Here is a 17,252-nt window from a genome sequence, read left to right on the forward strand (position 1 = left end):
TGGCCCGCGGCGGCACCGGCAGCGGCATAACGCCGGCTTAACCTCGGGAAGGCAGCGCCCGGCCCGCAATAGCCCGGGTAGGCCCGCTCCCGCTTAGCGGCGCAGGATGGTCACCCGCGGCTCGGCGCCGGGGGCTACGTGCGCATCGACGAGCGTGTCGCGCCGGGAGCCGTTGGCGAACGAGCTAAGGGTGAATTGCTTGTCTTCATTGCGGTAGCAGCTGCAGCAGCCATCGGCCTCGTACTGCCCGCGCAGCTGCACGCGCCCGATGTAGTAGCGCGCCAGCACCGGGCCGCGGCGCGCCGGCTCGCGCACGAGGATGGTGTAGCGGTACGACTTGGCGGCGGTGGAGTCGCCGAGCTTGCGGCCGTTGACGGTGGCAAACGGCTCGGCGTTGTCGAGCACGATGGGGTTGGTGAACACCGTAGTCCGCTCGCGCACGATGGTGGCCGTGTCGCCCTTGGCATACGTGACGGTGGCCGTGGAGCCGGTGCCGGTGCGGATGACGGAGTCGCGCGGGTACACGGAGCGCACCAGCAGCACCGTATCGATCTGGGCGGCGGTGAAGCTGCCGGGCTTGAAGTTAAACAGCAGCGCGTCGGCGCGGTAGTTCTGGCAGTTGCAGGCCACCGAGCCGCAGCAGCCGGCAAACAAAGCGGCGCCCAGCAGCGAAAACAGCACGGACCGAAGCAGCACGGAGGAAAGGAATTTCATGAGGAAGACGCGGGTTGCCGCCCGCCCGGCGGGCCCGCCACGCGGCAGGCGACACCGAAGCGTAACGAACGGGCCGTAAAAATAGGGGTACTCCGGCCGCAAAGCCGTCGGCCCGCGGCCGGATCGGAGGCTTAAAAAAAGTGGTGCCACGGCTCCCAGCCGTGGCACCACCCGCTTAATCATTCCCGAAACCCGCGGAATCCATCGAATCCGGCTGCATCCGAGGCCTTTTATTCCTTCACGAAGCGGCGGGTTTCGGTGCCGCCCTTGCCGGTGATTTTGTAGTAGTAAGTGCCGCGGTTGAGGTCGGCCAGGTTCACGTCGAGCGAGTGGCTGCCCTTTTCCTGCTTGCCGTCGAACACGGTGCGCAGGGTTTTGCCGCGCTCGTCCAGCAGCTCCACCTTCACGTTGCCGTCCTTTTTCACCTCGTAGTCGAGGCGCTGGGTGGTAGTGGCGGGGTTGGGGTACATGGCGGCCTGGGCGCCGCGCGTGGCGGTTTCGGCCGCGGCCGGCGCGTTCGGGTCCATCAGCAGAAAACGGGTGGGCCCGAAGAACTTCAGCTTCATGCCGCCGTGGTGGCCGCGCCGGCCGCCGTGCTCCTTGCCGGCTTCTTTGCGCTGCACCAGGTGCTGCTGCTGCTCGGGCGTGAGGTTTTTCTGCACCAGCGCCGTGATGTCGGCTTCCCACTTCTCGCGCTGGGGCTGCACGTCGGCTTTGATTTGCTTGAGCTGCGCTTCGTACTTGGTCGCCAGCTGGCCCACGCTCTGCATGATGGTGCGCTGCTCGGCGTGCAGCTGCTGCAGCTGCTGGCGCTGGGCCTCGGTGGGGGCCGGGCGCTGGCCGGGCGTGGCGCCGTCGGCCGGGCGCAGCGCCTGATGCAGCGCCTTGCCTTGCTCGCGCAGGGCCTTCAGCTGGGCGCGGTAGGTGCTGAGCTGGGCTCGGTCGGCCGCCGAGAGCTGGGCCTCCAGCTTCTGGCGCTGCTCGCGCACCACCGGCAGCACATTCTGCTCGACGTAGGCCCGCACTTCGCCGTTGCCCTGATGACGACCGGGGCCTTGATGGGCGAAACCGGCGCGCTTCAGCTGCTCACTGGTGCCTGCCTGCGCCAGGCTAACGGTGGTGGAAGCGGGGAGAATGGCCGCCGCGAAGGCCAGAGCCTTCAACCAGGAAGAAGTTTTCATGCTTATGCGAGGGAAAAAATGATTGCCGTTTTCTGCTCACATAGAGGCCGGGGCCGGGAGGGAGTTTAACGGCAGCGCGGAAAATTTATTCGCCACTCAGAAATGGTTCACCGGGTTGGTACTGCCCCGGCACCGGGCCCAGCACCGCACGGCCAGTATGCTGATCCGCAGCCGGAATCGGCCCCGACCACAACGGGGTAACGACTGCGCGGCGCAGAGGCTGCGGCCACCGGAAAGTAACGGGGCGGCCCGGCCCGAAACGGGCCCGGCGCCCAACAGGGCGCCGGGCGACGGTGGCGTTGGGGACAAGGCAGGCTGCACGCAGGGCAGCGGTAGGAGGGGCGGGAGCGAGGCAGAAAAGGTAAGGTTGGGCGGTGCGGGCTTAGCGGGCCGCGGTGCGGGCCTGCGCGTCGGCGGCGGGCACGGGCAGGCTGCCGGTCGACTGGCCCGACCCGCGCCGCAGCGGGCCGGCCGTGAGCAGGGCTCCGCGCAGGCGGCCCGAGTCGTTGTCGAGCTGCAGCTTGATCTGGGCCAGCGCCTCGCGCAGGGCGGCCAGGTCGGCCACGCGGTGGGCCTGGGTCTGGGAGTAGCCGTGGTACACCGCCACCCGCACGCGCGACTGGCCGCGGCCGGTGTAGGTGGCCAGGGTGTCGCCCTGGGCACTGACAATCTGCACGGCGGCCTTCAGGTCGGTTTCGTACCACTCCAGCGGCACGCCCAGCAGCGAGGGCAGCATGAAGGTGAGCATCTGCAGGCCCTGCAGCACCCGGCCGGTGCGCTTGGTGCTGCAATCCACCACCTGCAGCTGCGCCGTGCCGAAGCGCAGCGTGTCCTCCGGGTCGCTCAGGTTCATGCGCACTTCCCGCTCAAACAACCGCTGCGGGTCGTCGGGCAGGGCGCCGGCAGAGGTGTCCAGCGGCCCGTTCTCGACGGCAATTTCCAGCGAAGGCAGCCGCTCCGTCAGGGCGGCCGGCGAGGGTTGAAACATCACCCGGTCGGCAGATTTGCAGCCGGGCAGCAACAGCGTTAGCGTGGCAAGGGCAAGCGCAAAGCGGAATGGAAGCGTCATGGCGGGGCAAGGCTAGGCGGCGGCAAAAAAACCAAGGTGGGTAATCCGGAGCGGAGGATCAGGTAGAAGCAAATGTAATTTAGTTTATAATAAATTGTATGTTTTAAATAGAAAAAATTTCACGATTTTGGTATTCGTGCATCGGCGGATGGTGGAGGGCGACACGAAGCCACCAAAACGACCAACGCCCGGACCGACTCAGTCGGTCCGGGCGTTGGCACCTGAAACGGGTTTGCCGGGGCGCTAGTGCAGCTGACCAGCGGGCTGGGTTTCCTCGAACAGCTCGTCGACCGGATGGCCGTGGTAGTTGTCGACAAACTCGCCTTCCCAGCGGGCAATGACGGCCGAGGCCAGGCAGTTGCCGATAACGTTGACGGCCGTGCGGGCCATGTCCATCAGCGCGTCGATGCCCAGGATGATGAACACCGGCCAGGGCGGCAGGTTGAACGAGGCCACCGTGGCCAGCAGAATTACCAGGGAGGCGCGGGGCACGCCGGCCACGCCCTTGGAAGTGAGCATCAGGGTGAATACCATCACCAGCTGTTCGCCGAAGCTCAGGGGCACGCCCGCGGCCTGGGCCACGAAAATGGCCGCCAGCGAAAGGTAGAGCGTGGTGCCGTCGAGGTTGAAGGAGTAGCCCGTGGGCATTACGAAGGCCACCACCCGGCGCGGCACCCCGATGCTTTCCATCGCCTCCATGGCCCGGGGCAGCGCCGCCTCCGAGGACGTGGTGGCAAAGGCAATGCTCACCGGCTCGGCAATGGCCTGCACGAAGCGCTTGAGCGGAATGCGGGCAATGAGCGCCACCGGCAGCAGAATCAGCACGAGGAAGGCAATGAGCGCGCCGTAGAGCGTGAGCAGCAGCTGCAGCGCGTTCAGCAGCGGGGCGAAGCCCATCTTGCCCACGGTGTAGGCAATGGCGCCGCCCACGCCCAGCGGGGCGAAGAACATGACCACGTTGGTGAACTTGAACATCACCTCCGACAGGCTTTCCGACCACTCCAGCATGGGCCGGCGGTGCTTTTCAGGCACCATGGCCAGGCCGATGGCGAAGATGATGGCGAAAACCACCACCTGCAGCACCTGTCCCTCGGCCACCGATTTGGCAATGTTTTCGGGGAAGATGTGGGTGATGATGTCGGCCGCCGACTGCTTGGGCGCGGTGGCAATGGCGTCGTTGGTGGTGTTGCCGGCGCGGGCAGCGGCCAGCACCGCCGGGTCGAGGCGGCCGGCCTGCGTGAGGTTGATGGCGGCCAGCCCGATGAAGAGGGCAAACGTGGTGACGATTTCAAAGTACACCAAGGCCTTGACGCCCATGCGGCCCACCTTTTTCAGGTCGGCGTGGCCGGCAATGCCCACCACCAGCGTGGCGAATACCAGCGGGGCAATGATGGTCTTGACCAGGCGCAGGAACACGTCGGACAGCACTTTCAGGTTCTGCGCGCCCTGCGGGAAATCGGCCCCGGCTTCGGCCCCGACGAGCATGCTCACCACAATCCAGAAGGTGAGGGAGCGGCGCTGCACGGCCCAGACGACCATGGCGAGCAAGGCCAGCCAGCGCGCGGCCAGCGGCACCGCGGGCGGCAGGGCCAGCACGCCGTAGTGGGAGAGGGCAGTCAGCAGCGCGGCCACGAGCAACAGGGCCAGGGCCGGCACGGCAAAACGGGTAAGCTTCATAAAGCAGGTAAAAAGGACGGACGCTGCCCGGTGGGAAGGGGGCAGCGTCCGGCAAAGATAGCCGATTGGGGCAGAGCCCAACGGCGGCGAAAAACGCGGGCTAGGGCAGCGTGAGCAAGTAGCCGATGGTGAAGTTGGCGTCCCAGTCGAACACGAACTGCTGGCAGCCGGTGGCTTTGGCCAGCGCCTGGTAGATGTTGACGCCGGCCTGGGCCTTGGCGCCCTCCAGCGCGGCATAGGCGGCCGGGGCTTGCAGCACGGTGTAGCGCTCCGTGCCCTGGCGGTGGGGCTTGGCCAGCTCGTAGGGCACCCCGCCGATGATAAAGCAGGTGGCGCGCTCCTCGGCCGGCACCTGGGCCGCCTTGCTCTGCACGTCGGCGGCCACGGCGGCCGGGTCGGCGTTTTTCTGGTAGTACTTCGAGCCGTAGGTGTCGGCCGTCTGCACCATGCCGGTTTCCAGCCAGGCGAGCTTGGTGTTGCCCGAGCCCATGTCGACCAGGAAAGCCTTGTCGGCGTAGGCGGCGGGCAGGGCGGCGCGCAGGCCCAGGGCGGCTTCGCGCTCCGGCGTCACGGTCAGCACCACGTAGTTCATGGCCCGCAGCGCCTTGATGATTTTCTGGGTGCCCGCGGCCGCCACGGCGCCGGAGCTGACCACGAAGTGAATGTCGCGGCCGCCCACGCCGTAGTCCAGCATCTTGCCGATGTAGGTTTTGAGGCCCTTGCGGATGTCGTCCTCGGTGGCCAGGTTTTCCATCACCAGGCTGTTGCCGAACTCCGACTTCTCCAGCTTCCAGTTTTTGTCGGCGTCGATGCGCACGATAAAGGAGTTGAAGCCGCTGGCACCCAGCTCCACCACGCCGCGCAGCTTGCCATTGACCGGCGCCGCGGGCCGGAAGGTAAAGCTGGCCGGCGTCGCATTGACGGGGGCGGGCTTAACGGCCGGAGCGGCCGGCATCGGCGCCGTCGAGGCCACGGCCGTAGCCGGGGCCGCCGGAGCGGGTGCGGGCGCCGGTGCGGGCGTCACCGGGGCCGCCGTGGCCGTGGGCGTTTCCTTGGCTTGGTGCACTTCGCCGTACAGCGTCACGGTGTCGCCTTCGCGCAGCACCACTTTCTGGCCGCCGGGCAGCATAGCCGTGCGCGACTGGTAATCGAGGCGGGTGCCGTTGATGAGCACCACGCTCTTGGTCAGCGGCGTGGTTTTGGTGTTGGTCTGTACCACCAAGGCGTTGTCTTTCACCGCAAACCAGGAGGTGAACCCCGCTGCCCCGGTCGATTGGGCCAGCAGCCGACCGGGCAAGAGCAGCACCCAGAGTAGGCAGAGAAGTAAGAAGTTTTTCATGTGCAATAGGAGGATTTGGAACAGTGATGCAAGGTAATTGTAAATATTATTCTATAAAATAGAATTTATACCAACCGACTGATTTTCTGGCCCAAAGTCCGTCGCCACTGTCCGGAGCGAATTTCTGCCCATCTTCGGCCGCCTTACGTTCCCCCGTTCATGCTGCACTGGTCAATCCGCCCGCTGGAGTTGCCGCTCCGCTTCACCTGGAAAATTTCCCGCAACGCCTCCGACGCCAAAACCAACCTGCTCGTGCGCGTGGGCGACGCGGGGGGCACGTCCGGCTGGGGCGAAGCCGCTCCCAACGTGCGCTACGGCGAGTCGCCGGCCGGGCTGCTGACGGAGTTCGAGGCGCTGCAGCAGGCCGGGCTGGCCCAGGTGCAGGACCTGACGGACCTCACCGCCCTGCTCGAAGCCCGGCAGCCGGCCCACGCGCTGCGCTTCGCCCTCGAGTCGGCCTACGTACACTACCTGGCGCAGCGGCGGGGGCAGTCGGTGCCGCAGCTGCTGGGCGTGCCCGCGCCGCTGCCGGCCGTGGGCACCGCTTTCACCCTGCCCATTATGGCGCCCGGGGAGGTGGCCGGGTTTATCGAGCGGCACGGCCTGGCCCGCTTTCCGCTGCTGAAGGTGAAAGTGAATCAGGAGCTGGGCGTGGACCTGCTGGCCGAAGTAGCCCGGCTGCTGCCCGGCCGCCCGGTGCTCGTCGACGGCAACGAGGCCTGGACCGACGCCGACGCGCTGCTGGGTTTCATGGAGCAGGTGCAGCAGCTGCCCGGCCTCAGCGTACAGCTGCTGGAGCAGCCCCTGCCGGCCGCCTGCGCCGCCGACTACCGCTACCTGCGCCCGCGCAGCCCCTGGCCGCTCATTGCCGACGAATCGGTGACCGACGCGGCCGACTTCCACGACATTGCCCGGCAGTTTCACGTGCTGAACATGAAGCTGATGAAGGCCGGCGGCTACCTCAACGGCATTCGTCTGCTCAACGAAGCCCGGGCCCACGGCCTGCGCACCATGGTCGGCTGCATGGTCGAAACCTCGCTGGGCATCTGGTCGGCCCTGCAGGTCAGCGGCCTCTGCGAAATCTGCGACCTGGACGGCCTGCTCATCGTGCGCGACGAGCCGTTCGGCGTGGTGCACGAGGAAGGCGGCCGGCTGATGCCGCAGCCGCAGGTGCCGGTGCTGGATTGATGCTAACCGCTGGGGAATCTTGTAACTGGTAGAACGTCATTCCGAGCGCAGCCGAGGACTCTCGCGTGCTTCGCTGAACGACTAAACCCGAACCTCATTCCGAGCCAGGCGAAGCAGCTCGCGTGCTGATGCCGGATAGCATGCTTCCCGTTCAACGAGAAGTTTACTCACAGCCGGTTAAACACGCGAGCTTCCTCGGCGCTCGGAATGACGTTCTGCGGGACTTTGGCCTTTTACTTCACCGCCCGCAGCTGCTCGTCCAGGGCTTTGATCTGGCCGTCGAGCTGGCTGGTGTCGGGGGCTTTGGGGTTTCCCTGGCTGAGCAGGCTGATTTTCTGATTCAGCAGCTGAATCTTCTGGGCCATCAGCTCCACGCGGCGGTTCAGGCCGCCGAGGCGGGCATCCACGTCGGCGGCGGCGGTGGGGGCGGGGCTGCGGTCCACCACCTCGCCGAACTTGGCGTCGGGCGAGGCCGTTTCGCCGCGCGAGGCGGCCGCGCTCTGCGGCGTGGCAAACATCACGCCGCCGTCGGCCGCCACGTAGTCGCCTTCCTTCAGGGTAATCATCTTGCCGGTGGGCAGCTCCACGATGCCGCTCTTCACGTTCACCTTGGTGCCGTTGGGCAGGCGCACGTTCTGGCTCAGGCCGCTGGTCTGGCCGTTGCGGCGGCGCACCACGGCCCCGTTCTGCATCACAAACTGGTCGCCGTTCTGCAGGTCTACGCGGTCAGCGGGCGGGGTTTTCGGCGACTGGGCGTGGGCGGTGGGGGCCGCCAGCAGGGCGGTGAGCAAAACCAAGGCGGGGGCAAACGGTTTCATGGCGGGGCGGTTGGGAAATTGTGGTGTGGTTGTTGGTAAAGCGCGCCTCTGCATACGCAGGAAGCCGGGCGCGGGTAGGCCACCGGGCTTTTTCAAAAAAAGTTGGGAACCAATGTTGCGACATATAATGTATGTACATATATTTGCAACGCCATTCGGTTCTGCCATGAAGCTCGAAGACGAAATCCAGCAGCGCGCCTTTAAAAACGTCTACCAGAAAGCCCACTTGAACGTGGTGTTTACGGCGGGCTGGCTGCAGCAGCGCCTGGCCGCGGCCTTCAAGCCCCACGGCCTGACGCTGCCCCAGTACAACGTGCTGCGCATCCTGCGCGGGCAGCACCCCAAGCCGGCCACCGTGAACCTGCTCATCGAGCGGATGCTGGACAAAACCAGCAACGCCTCGCGCATCGTGGACAAGCTGGAGGCTAAGCAGCTGGTCACGCGGCAGATCTGTCCCAGCAACCGCCGCGCCGTGGATATCCGCATCACCGAAGCCGGCCTGGAGCTGCTGCGCCAGACCGAAAGCCTGGCCGACGGCCAAAGCCAGGGCCTGCACAACCTCACCGACGAAGAAGCCGCTCAGCTGAGCGACCTGCTCGATAAAATCCGCGACTGACGGCTACTTTTCAGTTAACCCAACCCCAGACTCTCTCACCGTTTGAAGACCATGAAAAAAATCATCCTGCCTCTGCTCGTTGCCGGTGCCCTGTTTGCTGCTCCGGCTCAGGCCCAGCAAAAAGCCACTGCCGCCGTTAGCGCCAAAGCCGCTACGCCCGCCAAAGCGGCCAAAGCTGCCAAAAACAGCAACTCCTACGCCGTGCAGCCCCAGCTGAGCACCCTCGGCTGGGTGGGCAAGAAAGTAGGCGGCCAGCACAACGGCTCGGTAGCCGTGAAAGACGGCTCGGTACTGGTGAAAGGCAACCAGATTGTGGGCGGCACCTTCACCTTCGACATGAACTCCATCAAGGTGGACGACCTGAAGGACGCCGAGTGGAACGGCAAGCTGGTGGGCCACCTGAAGAACGACGACTTCTTCGCTGTGGACAAAAACCCGACGGCCACCTTCGTCATCACCAGCATCAAGCCCGTCACGGATGCCGTCGGCAACAACGCCCAGGTAACCGGTAACCTCACCATCAAGGGCAAGACCAACCCCGTGACCTTCCCGGCCAAAGTGGGCGTGAAAGACGGCGTGGCCTCGGCCGTGGGCGTGGCAACCATCGACCGCACCAAGTACGACGTGAAGTACGGCTCGACCCTGTTCGGCGCCGCCGCCGACAAAGCCATCGAAGACAACTTCACGCTGAACTTCAACGTCATTGCCAAGCAATAGCGGTAGCTGACGTCCTTTGTTCCTAACCGGACCAAAAGCAGCAAACGGCCCCTTTACCACTGCGGTGAAGGGGCCGTTTGCTGCTTTTGGGCGGCTGGCTTAGCGGCCGTCCGAGGCGGGGGCGGTAGCCGGGGCCGCCGGGGCGGGAGCGGCCGGCGCGGCGGTGGGCGCCGGGGCAGCGGCGGCGGCGGCGCGCAGCTGCAGGCGCAGCGGGGCCACGTTCATCTCGCGCAGGCTGATGATGCCGTACACCGTTTCGCCGGGGCGAATCACCTTGTTGGTCATTTCGTTGGTGACGAATTCCTTGCGCATGTTGGAGTTGGCGCTGGCCGCCCCGATCATGTTGCCGGCGCCCACCAGCGGGCCCCAGGGAAAGAGGGTGCCGCCGGTGGTCTGGCCGGTGTAGGGGTCGGTGGTGCCCCCGATCTGGCCGATGCCGAGGAAGTAGAGCACGTAGATGGCCACGCCCTGCTTCAGGTCGTTGGCGGCCTGAATGGCGGGCACCGGCATGGTGGGCCGGTCGCCGAAGAACAGCTCCAAGTCGCGCGAGAAGTTGAGGTCGGCCGCGGTGTTGTTTTTCACGCGCACGACCACGGTCTGGTAGCCGCGCTTGCGTTCCTTCTTGATGTACTTGCGGTTGCCGCCGGCCATCTGCAGGGCGCTGAACTGGTAGCTGAACTCGACCGGGGTGCCGGCCGGGCCCATGGATTGGTAGCGGGTGAAGTTGGCCGGGCGAATCTGGTGGTAGCTACCGGCGCAGCTGCTGAGAGCCAGTGCCAGGGTGCCAGCGGCCAAGTGCGTAGCGGTCAAACGCATAAAGAAGCGGTTAAACGGTGGGGATGAAAGAGGAATGAACAAACATTGAACTTTCAAAGATACCGCCGCCCATCAGTAAACCAACCAGCGCCCGGGGCAAAAAAAGAGCTGCCTAGGCGGGCAGCTCCAGCTCGGTGGGCAGCGGGTAGCGCAGCTGCCGGTGCTTGTCGTGGGCGCGCAGGGTGCGCAGCACGTCGTTGAACTCGTCCTGGTATTCCAGCCAGAGGTCCTCGTGCAGCTTCGGAATGAGCTTGGCCGTGCGCAGCACGAAGCGCACCGTGGCCACGTAGAACAGGTGGAAGTAGCCGTCGAAGTAGCTCTGGTACTCGTCGAGCACCAGGCGCAGCACGTACATGTTCAACTCGACTTCCAGGCGCTTGTCCTTGGTGATGCGCTTGGCGCGGGCCACTTCCTTGGCGGCTTTGCCCAGGGCGCGGGCCAGGGCGCGGCTCATCACCCGGCCGTTGGCTTTCTGCAGCAGCTCGGCAATGCGCTCGGCGTGCTCGTCCTGCACCGTGCGCAGGTCCACGTCGGGCAGAATTTCGTAGCGCACCAGGTCGTAGAGCTCCGCGTCGCGGCGCACGGCTTTGAGCAGCAGGTCTTCCTTTTCCTTGTCGGTGAGCTGGCGCAGGGCGCGCTTGAAATCGGCGGAGGGAGCGGGCATATTCGAAAGGGCCTCACCCCCGGCCCCCTCTCCAAGGGGAGACGGGGAGCTGAGGCGGCGCAGGCGTTTGTGCTGAAAGGAAAAAAGAACGGGCGGGGCTGCGCAGCGCGAGCGGAGCAGCCCCGCGTCGTTGAACGAAATCGTTGCTGATGGCTGGCTCCCCCTCTCTTTGGGAGAGGGGGCCGGGGGGGGAGGCCCCTACTGCCCGTTGCTGGCGCCGGCGGCCGGCGCTTCGGGCTTCAGGTACTGATCGAGGTAGTTGGTAATCTTGGTGTAGAGGTGCACGCGGTCTTTGCCGCCCACGTTGTGCGGGTGGCCCGGGTACACGAAATAGTCGAGCTGCACGCCCTTATCCACGGCATTCTTGAGGTAGTCGAGGCTGTGCTGCCACACCACCACGTCGTCGACGGTGCCGTGAATCATCAGCAGCGGGGCCTTCAGGTTCTGCACGTAGCCGAGCAGGTTGGCCTTCTGGTAGCCCTCGGGGTTTTGCTGCGGGGTGTCCATGTAGCGCTCCGTGTACATCACCTCGTACATGCGCCAGTCGATAACCGGCCCGCCGGCGACGCCGACTTTGAAGGTGCCCTCGGGGGCGCGGGTGAGCATGGTGGTGGTCATGAAGCCGCCGTAGCTCCAGCCGTGCACCCCGATGCGCTGGGCGTCCACGTAGGGCAGGCTTTTGAGGTAGTCCACGCCCTTGAGCTGGTCGGCCAGCTCCTGGGTGCCGAGCTGGCGGAAGGTGGCCTGCTCGAAGGGCAGCCCGCGGTTGCCGGAGCCGCGCGAGTCGACGGTAAACACCACGTAGCCCTTTTCGGCCATCATCTGCATCCACAGGTTGCCACCGCCCAGCCAGCTGTCGGTGACGAGCTGCACGTGCGGGCCGCCGTAGACGTAGATAACGGCCGGGTACTTCTTGCTCGGGTCGAAGCCGGGCGGGGTGATGATGCGGGCGTACAGGTCGGTCTGCCCGTCGGCGGCCTTGAGGATCTGCAGCTTGGTCTGGCCCAGGCGGTAGCTGCTGATGGGGTTGGGCGCGTTGAGCAGCTGCTGACGCATTTTGCCATCCTTGGTGCCCACCACCGAAATGGTGCGCGGCGTGCTCAGGCTGCTGTAGCTGTCGAGCAGGGCCTCGCCTGAGGGGCTGAGCACGCCCGCGTGGGTGCCGGCCGCCGCGGTCAGCTTTTTCGGCTTGCCGCCGCCCAGGCTCACCGCGTACAGGCCGCGCTGAATGGTGCCGTCCTGGTTGCTGGCGTAGTAGACGGTTTTACCCTTCTCATCGAAGCCCAGCAGGTCCGTGACCAGCCAGGGGCCGCTGGTGAGCTGGCGCAGCAGCTTGCCCGAAGTATTATACAGATACAGGTGGTTGTAGCCGTCCCGCTCGCTCTGGTACACGAACTGGTCGGCGTGGCCGGGCACGAAGCTCAACTGGTGCAGCGGCTCCACGAACTCGGTATCGGTTTCCTCGAACAGGGTCTTGACCAGCGCGCCCGTCGCGGCGTCGTACTGGCGCAGCCACATGTGGTTCTGGTCGCGGTTGAGCACGGCCACGTAGATGCTCTTCTCGTCCGGGCTCCAGCTGATGTTGGTCAGGTACTGTTCCTTCGGCTCGCCGGTCTGCAAAAACACCGTCTTGCCCGAAGCCACGTCGTACACGCCCACGGTTACTTCGTGGCTTTTGTCGCCGGCCATGGGGTACTTGATGGGCTCGGCCTGGGCGGGCGTCGGCGCCACCGACACCAGCGGGTAGTCCGTCACCATGGTCTGGTCCATGCGGTAGTAGGCCAGCTTTGCACCCCGGGGGCTCCAGAACGTGCCCTTGGTGATGCCGAATTCCGAGCGGTGCGCCGCCTGCCCGTTCACAATGGCCGGGTTGGCTTCCGAGGTCACGGCCACGTTTTCCTTGCCCGGCACGCTCACGTACAGATTTTGCTCCTTGGTGTAGGCCACGCGGGTTTTCGTCGGGTCGAAGTCCACGTTGTCGGCGCCGGCCTGGTAGCCCAGCAGCTTCGTGGCCTTGCCCTCGGTCACCGCGTAGCGGAATACCTCCCGGCTGGGCATCGTTACCAGAAAGGCGTCGGGGCCGGTCCACTGCACCTGCGGAAACGCATTGGCTTTCAGGGTGGGGGCGCCCGCGGCCTGCAGGGCTTGGTAGAGGTTGGCCATGCTCACCACCGGCTGCAGGGGCCCGCCGGCGGCGCGGCCGCGCACCAGCTCGTCCTGCCCGTTCTCGGTGCGCACGTAGCTGAATTCGTCTTTCGAGCCCGGAATCCAGGTCAGCTGCTTGAGGTTGGCGGGCTGCAGGGCCGGGTTGCGGAAGGCGTCTTCCACGGAAAGCAGCTGCTGCTGGGCGCGCAGGGCGGTGGGGGTCGCAGTCAGGGTCAGCAGCAGGGCGGGCAGCGCGAGGCGCCGGAACGTCAGGGACATAGACAAAAGCAAAGGGGGGAAGGGGAGGGGAAGGCAGGCGGTTTGGGCCGGGAATTTACGGCGGAATCAACAGACCCGCCCCGCTACAAATTCCCGGGGGCGCGGGCAACTATCCGGCCGCGGCCGCTGTTAAGGGGTGCTTTTTGCGAGACACCAACCTAGCGCCCGAATTCTTACCTTTACCACCATGAATACCAACCCGCAGATTGCACACGACGAGGACGTTCTGCTGCTGGAGGAAACCACCGACCTGCGCGACCTTGTCGTCTACAACGACGACATCAACACCTTTGACCACGTCATCCAGACGCTCATCGACGTGTGCCAGCACGAGCCCATGCAAGCCGAGCAGTGCACCCTGCTGATCCACTACAAGGGGCAGTGCGCCGTCAAAATGGGCACCTACGAGGAGCTGGAGCCCCTGTGCACCGCCATCCACGACCGCGGCATTTCGGCCGACGTGGTGTAGCGTTTTTTCGACGAAAACTTCGGTCATCCTGAGCGTAGCGAAGGACCTTATCACGCCAGATAATTGTTATCTGACGTATGCTGTTTCGACGGCGTAAGGTCCTTGGTTTTGCTCAGGATGACATCTGTATAGACTGAATGGAATTTCCCTCCAAACTCATCGAAAACGCCGTGGGCGAGCTGGCCAAGCTGCCGGGCATCGGCCGCAAAACGGCCCTGCGCCTGGCCCTGCACCTGCTCAAGGCCGATACCGATACCACCAGCTCCCTGGCCGAGGCACTGGCCAAGATGCGCTTCGACATTCGCTACTGCCAGAGCTGCCACAACATCTCCGACACGGAGGAATGCGGCATCTGCGCCAACAAGCTGCGCGACCACAGCACCGTCTGCGTCGTGTCGGACATCCGCGACGTTATTGCCATCGAAAACACCGGGCAGTACCAGGGCGTGTACCACGTGCTCGGCGGCGTCATCTCGCCCATCGAGGGTATCGGCCCGGCCGACCTGCACATCGACTCCCTGCTGACGCGCGTGCAAACCGAGGGCTCGGAGGTGAAGGAAATCATCCTGGCCATCAGCCCCACGATGGAGGGCGATACCACCGCTTTCTACCTCACCCGCCGCCTGCGCGAAACGCCCGAGGTGCACATCAGCAGCATTGCCCGCGGCATCCCGGTGGGCGGCGAGCTGGAGTACGCCGACGAAATTACTCTGGGCCGCTCCATCGTGGAGCGCCAGCGGCAGGCGCGCTAGCCCCAGCAACGGCCGCACTCTGTAGGCATTGCGAGTGAAGCGAAGCAACCGCCGGATGGCGTAGCCAATCAGGGCTGGCCAACGAGCTGACCCCAAAACCGCCCCGCCCGAAACTGTCATTGCGCAGTTTCGGGCGGGGCGGTTTTTGGGGTAGTGCGTCTTGAGTCCCGTCTGCTCAAATGGGGCCGTTCAGCGTTTTGGGCGACACCCACACGGCCGGGCCAGGCACTTTGGGCTCGATGCTCAGAATGCGCCCTTCGCCGGCAATTCGCGTGGGCGGGGTGCCAAACAAGATGGCCGCGCCGGGCTGCATCAGGTCTTCCAGGACAGGCGCCAGCAGGGTTTCAATCTGGAGCACGTAGGCCGTGCCGGCCTGCACAGGCTCCTGAATCTGAAATTCGGCGGGGACCGAATGGGCTTTGGCGGCCGGCCACAACGACAGGCGTAGCGGCTGGCGGATGGGAAAGCGCAGCCACGGCTCTGGGTGAAAAATGACTTCCGCTGTCAACGTGACGTTTGTCATGGAGCTACCCGTGAAGATAAGAGACTTTTGCGGCGCGAAAGATGGCTCCGGCGTTCAGCTGCAGTCGGCAAGCACGCTAAATCTTCCGTAGTTAAAGCCGAAACCCGCCCTCCGCGGTTGTTCTGCTAACGCCCTTCGAACCACTCCCGGCATGACCAAAACCGTCTTTATTGCTTCCGCCGAGCCCTACAGCGGCAAGTCTCTCATCACGCTGGGCCTGGTGAACATGCTGCTCAGCAAGGCCCAGCGCGTGGGCTACTTCAAGCCCGTCATCAGCGCGGGCGGGGAAGGCCGGCGCGACCCGCACATCGACACCGTGCTGCGCTACTTTCAGCTGCCCACAGCCTACGAGGACACCTTCGCCTACACCGGCCCGGAGGTGCTGCGCCTGATCGAAACCGAGGGGCAGGGCGAAATGCTCGACACCATCATTCGCCGCTACAAGCAGCTGGAGGAGCAGCACGACTTTATCGTGGTGGAGGGCACCGACTTCGTGGGCCACGGCACCGCCTTCGAGTTTGAGCTGAACGTGACCATTGCCAAAAACCTGGGCGAACCGGTGTTGCTGGTGGTGTCGGGCGAGGCCAAAACCACGGCCCAGATCATCAGCAGCACGCTCACGGCCCTGCGCGGCTTCGAGGCGCGCGAGGTGCCGGTGCTCACGGTGGTGGCCAACAAGGTGCCGCCCGCCCAGGTGGCCGACGTGCAGCAGCTGTTGCGCGCTCAGCTGCCGGCCGAGGTCGGGCTGTCGGTAATTCCCGAGGACAAGGCTTTGCTGAACCCCACTATGCGGGAGCTGCACGAGGCGCTGGGCGGCACGCTGCTCTTCGGCGAGGAGCTGCTCGGCAACCAGGTCGACAACTTCGTGACCGGGGCCATGCAGGTGCCCAACTTTCTGAACTACCTCAAGCCCAACGTGGCCATCGTCACGCCCGGCGACCGGGGCGACATCGTCATCTGCGCGGTGCAGGCCAATATGTCGGCCAGCTACCCCAAGGTGGCCGGCGTGGTGCTGACGGCCGGCTGGCAGCCCGAAGAGCCGATTTTGCGCCTGCTGCGCGGCCTGCAAGGGGTGATGCCCATTCTGGCCGTCAAGACGGGCACCTTCGAAACCAGCGCCCGGCTGGCGGCCGTCAAGTCGCGCCTCTCGGCCGACAACCCCAAGAAGGTGCAGCTGGCCATCCGCACATTTGAGCGCTACGTCGACGTGCCGGCCCTGGACCGGCAGCTGGCCACCTACCAGTCGGAGGGCATCACGCCGCACATGTTTCAGTATCGGCTGCTGCAGTGGGCCAAGCAGCAGCGCCGCCACATCGTGCTGCCCGAGGGCAACGACGACCGGATTCTGCGCGCCGCCGCCCAGCTCTTGCAGCAGGACGTGGTGGATTTGACCATCCTCGGCAACCCCGCGGAAGTGGCCGCTTCGGCCAAGCGCCTGGGCCTGAACCTGCCGCTGGGCCATCTACGCGTCATCGACCCGGTGCATTCGGAGTACTACGAGGACTACGTGCAGACCTTCTACGAGCTGCGCAAAAGCAAGGGCGTCAACGAGGACATGGCCCGCGACCTGATGCGCGACGTGTCGTACTTCGGCTCGATGATGGTGCAGAAGGGCCACGCCGACGGCATGGTGTCGGGGGCGGTGCACACCACCCAGCACACCATCCGGCCGGCCCTGCAGTTCATCAAAACCAAGCCGGGCATCTCGCTGGTGTCGTCGGTGTTCTTCATGTGCCTGCCCGACCGCGTAGCCGTGTTCGGCGACTGCGCCGTGAATCCCAACCCCACGGCCGAGCAGCTGGCCGAAATTGCCATTTCCTCGGCCGAAAGTGCCCAGCGCTTCGGGGTGGCGCCGCGGGTGGCCATGCTCTCGTACTCCTCGGGCACGTCGGGCGAGGGCGCCGAGGTCGACAAGGTGCGCCGCGCCACCGAGCTGGTGCGCCAGCTCCGCCCCGACTTGCCGGTGGAAGGCCCCATTCAGTACGACGCCGCCGTCGACCCCATCGTGGGCCGGCAGAAGCTGCCCGATTCGGCCGTGGCCGGGCAGGCCAGCGTACTCATCTTCCCCGATCTGAATACCGGCAACAACACCTATAAAGCCGTGCAGCGCGAAACCGGGGCCCTGGCCATCGGCCCGGTGCTGCAGGGCCTGAACAAACCCGTCAACGACCTGAGCCGCGGCTGCACCGTCGACGACGTGTTCAACACGGTGGTTATCACCGCCATTCAGAGCCAGCAGGCGTAGAGCCGGGGCGTTGGGCGGGCGCGGGAGGGCGGCGCGGCAG

At 65.3% G+C, this 17,252-nt stretch carries 16 protein-coding genes; 6 read left to right on the forward strand and 10 right to left on the reverse strand.

Features of this window, described 5'->3' with window-relative positions; all coding sequences use genetic code 11:
- Positions 1–93: 93 nt before the first annotated feature.
- The 5 genes from DLM85_RS14785 to DLM85_RS25780 form a co-directional block, all read right to left on the reverse strand.
- Positions 94–714 (reverse strand): hypothetical protein, encoded by a 621-nt coding sequence (locus DLM85_RS14785; RefSeq protein ID WP_111478882.1) that lies wholly within the window; start codon positions 712–714, stop codon positions 94–96.
- 230 nt (positions 715–944) lie between these two features.
- The gene (locus DLM85_RS14790) at positions 945–1,895 is read right to left on the reverse strand and encodes a T9SS type A sorting domain-containing protein (protein ID WP_111478883.1); all 951 of its coding nucleotides are present in this window, start codon (positions 1,893–1,895) and stop codon (positions 945–947) included.
- Between the two features lie 382 nt (positions 1,896–2,277).
- Positions 2,278–2,964: a hypothetical protein gene (locus DLM85_RS14795; protein WP_111478884.1), complete on the reverse strand. Its 687-nt coding sequence runs from the start codon at positions 2,962–2,964 to the stop codon at positions 2,278–2,280.
- A 243-nt stretch (positions 2,965–3,207) separates the two neighbouring features.
- On the reverse strand, positions 3,208–4,641 hold the full coding sequence (locus tag DLM85_RS14800) for a dicarboxylate/amino acid:cation symporter (RefSeq protein ID WP_111478885.1): 1,434 nt from the start codon (positions 4,639–4,641) through the stop codon (positions 3,208–3,210).
- Between the two features lie 100 nt (positions 4,642–4,741).
- Positions 4,742–5,980 carry a DUF6799 domain-containing protein gene (locus tag DLM85_RS25780; RefSeq protein ID WP_207891031.1) on the reverse strand — a complete coding sequence of 413 codons (1,239 nt, stop codon included), beginning with the start codon at positions 5,978–5,980 and terminating at the stop codon, positions 4,742–4,744.
- 159 nt (positions 5,981–6,139) lie between these two features.
- On the opposite strand from DLM85_RS25780, the gene DLM85_RS14810 reads away from it, so the two are divergent.
- Positions 6,140–7,168, forward strand: coding sequence for a dipeptide epimerase (locus DLM85_RS14810; RefSeq protein WP_111478886.1), 1,029 nt, complete (start codon positions 6,140–6,142; stop codon positions 7,166–7,168).
- A 233-nt stretch (positions 7,169–7,401) separates the two neighbouring features.
- On the opposite strand, the gene DLM85_RS14815 is transcribed toward DLM85_RS14810, so the two are convergent.
- The gene (locus DLM85_RS14815; protein WP_111478887.1) at positions 7,402–7,986 is read right to left on the reverse strand and encodes a DUF6799 domain-containing protein; all 585 of its coding nucleotides are present in this window, start codon (positions 7,984–7,986) and stop codon (positions 7,402–7,404) included.
- 166 nt (positions 7,987–8,152) lie between these two features.
- Between DLM85_RS14815 and DLM85_RS14820 the strand changes: the two genes are divergently transcribed.
- Both DLM85_RS14820 and DLM85_RS14825 read left to right on the forward strand, forming a co-directional pair.
- Positions 8,153–8,602 (forward strand): MarR family winged helix-turn-helix transcriptional regulator, encoded by a 450-nt coding sequence (locus DLM85_RS14820; RefSeq protein WP_111478888.1) that lies wholly within the window; start codon positions 8,153–8,155, stop codon positions 8,600–8,602.
- A 51-nt stretch (positions 8,603–8,653) separates the two neighbouring features.
- On the forward strand, positions 8,654–9,319 hold the full coding sequence (locus tag DLM85_RS14825; RefSeq protein ID WP_111479116.1) for a YceI family protein: 666 nt from the start codon (positions 8,654–8,656) through the stop codon (positions 9,317–9,319).
- Between the two features lie 99 nt (positions 9,320–9,418).
- Here the strand turns inward: DLM85_RS14825 and DLM85_RS14830 are convergent, their stop codons facing one another.
- From DLM85_RS14830 to DLM85_RS14840, 3 genes are all read right to left on the reverse strand, one after another.
- Positions 9,419–10,135 carry a hypothetical protein gene (locus DLM85_RS14830; RefSeq protein ID WP_133257072.1) on the reverse strand — a complete coding sequence of 239 codons (717 nt, stop codon included), beginning with the start codon at positions 10,133–10,135 and terminating at the stop codon, positions 9,419–9,421.
- A 112-nt stretch (positions 10,136–10,247) separates the two neighbouring features.
- Complete coding sequence (locus DLM85_RS14835) at positions 10,248–10,799, reverse strand: hypothetical protein (protein WP_111478890.1); 552 nt, start codon at positions 10,797–10,799, stop codon at positions 10,248–10,250.
- A gap of 198 nt (positions 10,800–10,997) precedes the next feature.
- Positions 10,998–13,223: a S9 family peptidase gene (locus DLM85_RS14840; protein WP_111478891.1), complete on the reverse strand. Its 2,226-nt coding sequence runs from the start codon at positions 13,221–13,223 to the stop codon at positions 10,998–11,000.
- A gap of 187 nt (positions 13,224–13,410) precedes the next feature.
- Here DLM85_RS14840 and DLM85_RS14845 point away from each other — a divergent pair, with 187 nt between their 5' ends.
- Together DLM85_RS14845 and recR are read left to right on the forward strand one after the other, a co-directional pair.
- Complete coding sequence (locus DLM85_RS14845) at positions 13,411–13,692, forward strand: ATP-dependent Clp protease adaptor ClpS (protein WP_111478892.1); 282 nt, start codon at positions 13,411–13,413, stop codon at positions 13,690–13,692.
- A gap of 137 nt (positions 13,693–13,829) precedes the next feature.
- Entirely contained in the window at positions 13,830–14,444 is a 615-nt protein-coding gene (recR, locus tag DLM85_RS14850; RefSeq protein ID WP_111478893.1) for a recombination mediator RecR, read from the forward strand.
- Positions 14,445–14,619: 175 nt separating this feature from the next.
- On the opposite strand, the gene DLM85_RS14855 is transcribed toward recR, so the two are convergent.
- Positions 14,620–14,967 (reverse strand): hypothetical protein, encoded by a 348-nt coding sequence (locus tag DLM85_RS14855; protein WP_133257073.1) that lies wholly within the window; start codon positions 14,965–14,967, stop codon positions 14,620–14,622.
- 151 nt (positions 14,968–15,118) lie between these two features.
- Here DLM85_RS14855 and pta point away from each other — a divergent pair, with 151 nt between their 5' ends.
- Positions 15,119–17,212, forward strand: coding sequence for a phosphate acetyltransferase (gene pta, locus DLM85_RS14860; RefSeq protein ID WP_111478895.1), 2,094 nt, complete (start codon positions 15,119–15,121; stop codon positions 17,210–17,212).
- Positions 17,213–17,252 lie beyond the last annotated feature (40 nt).

The sequence above is a fragment of the Hymenobacter edaphi genome (assembly GCF_003258365.1).
In the GTDB taxonomy this organism is placed as follows: domain Bacteria; phylum Bacteroidota; class Bacteroidia; order Cytophagales; family Hymenobacteraceae; genus Solirubrum; species Solirubrum edaphi.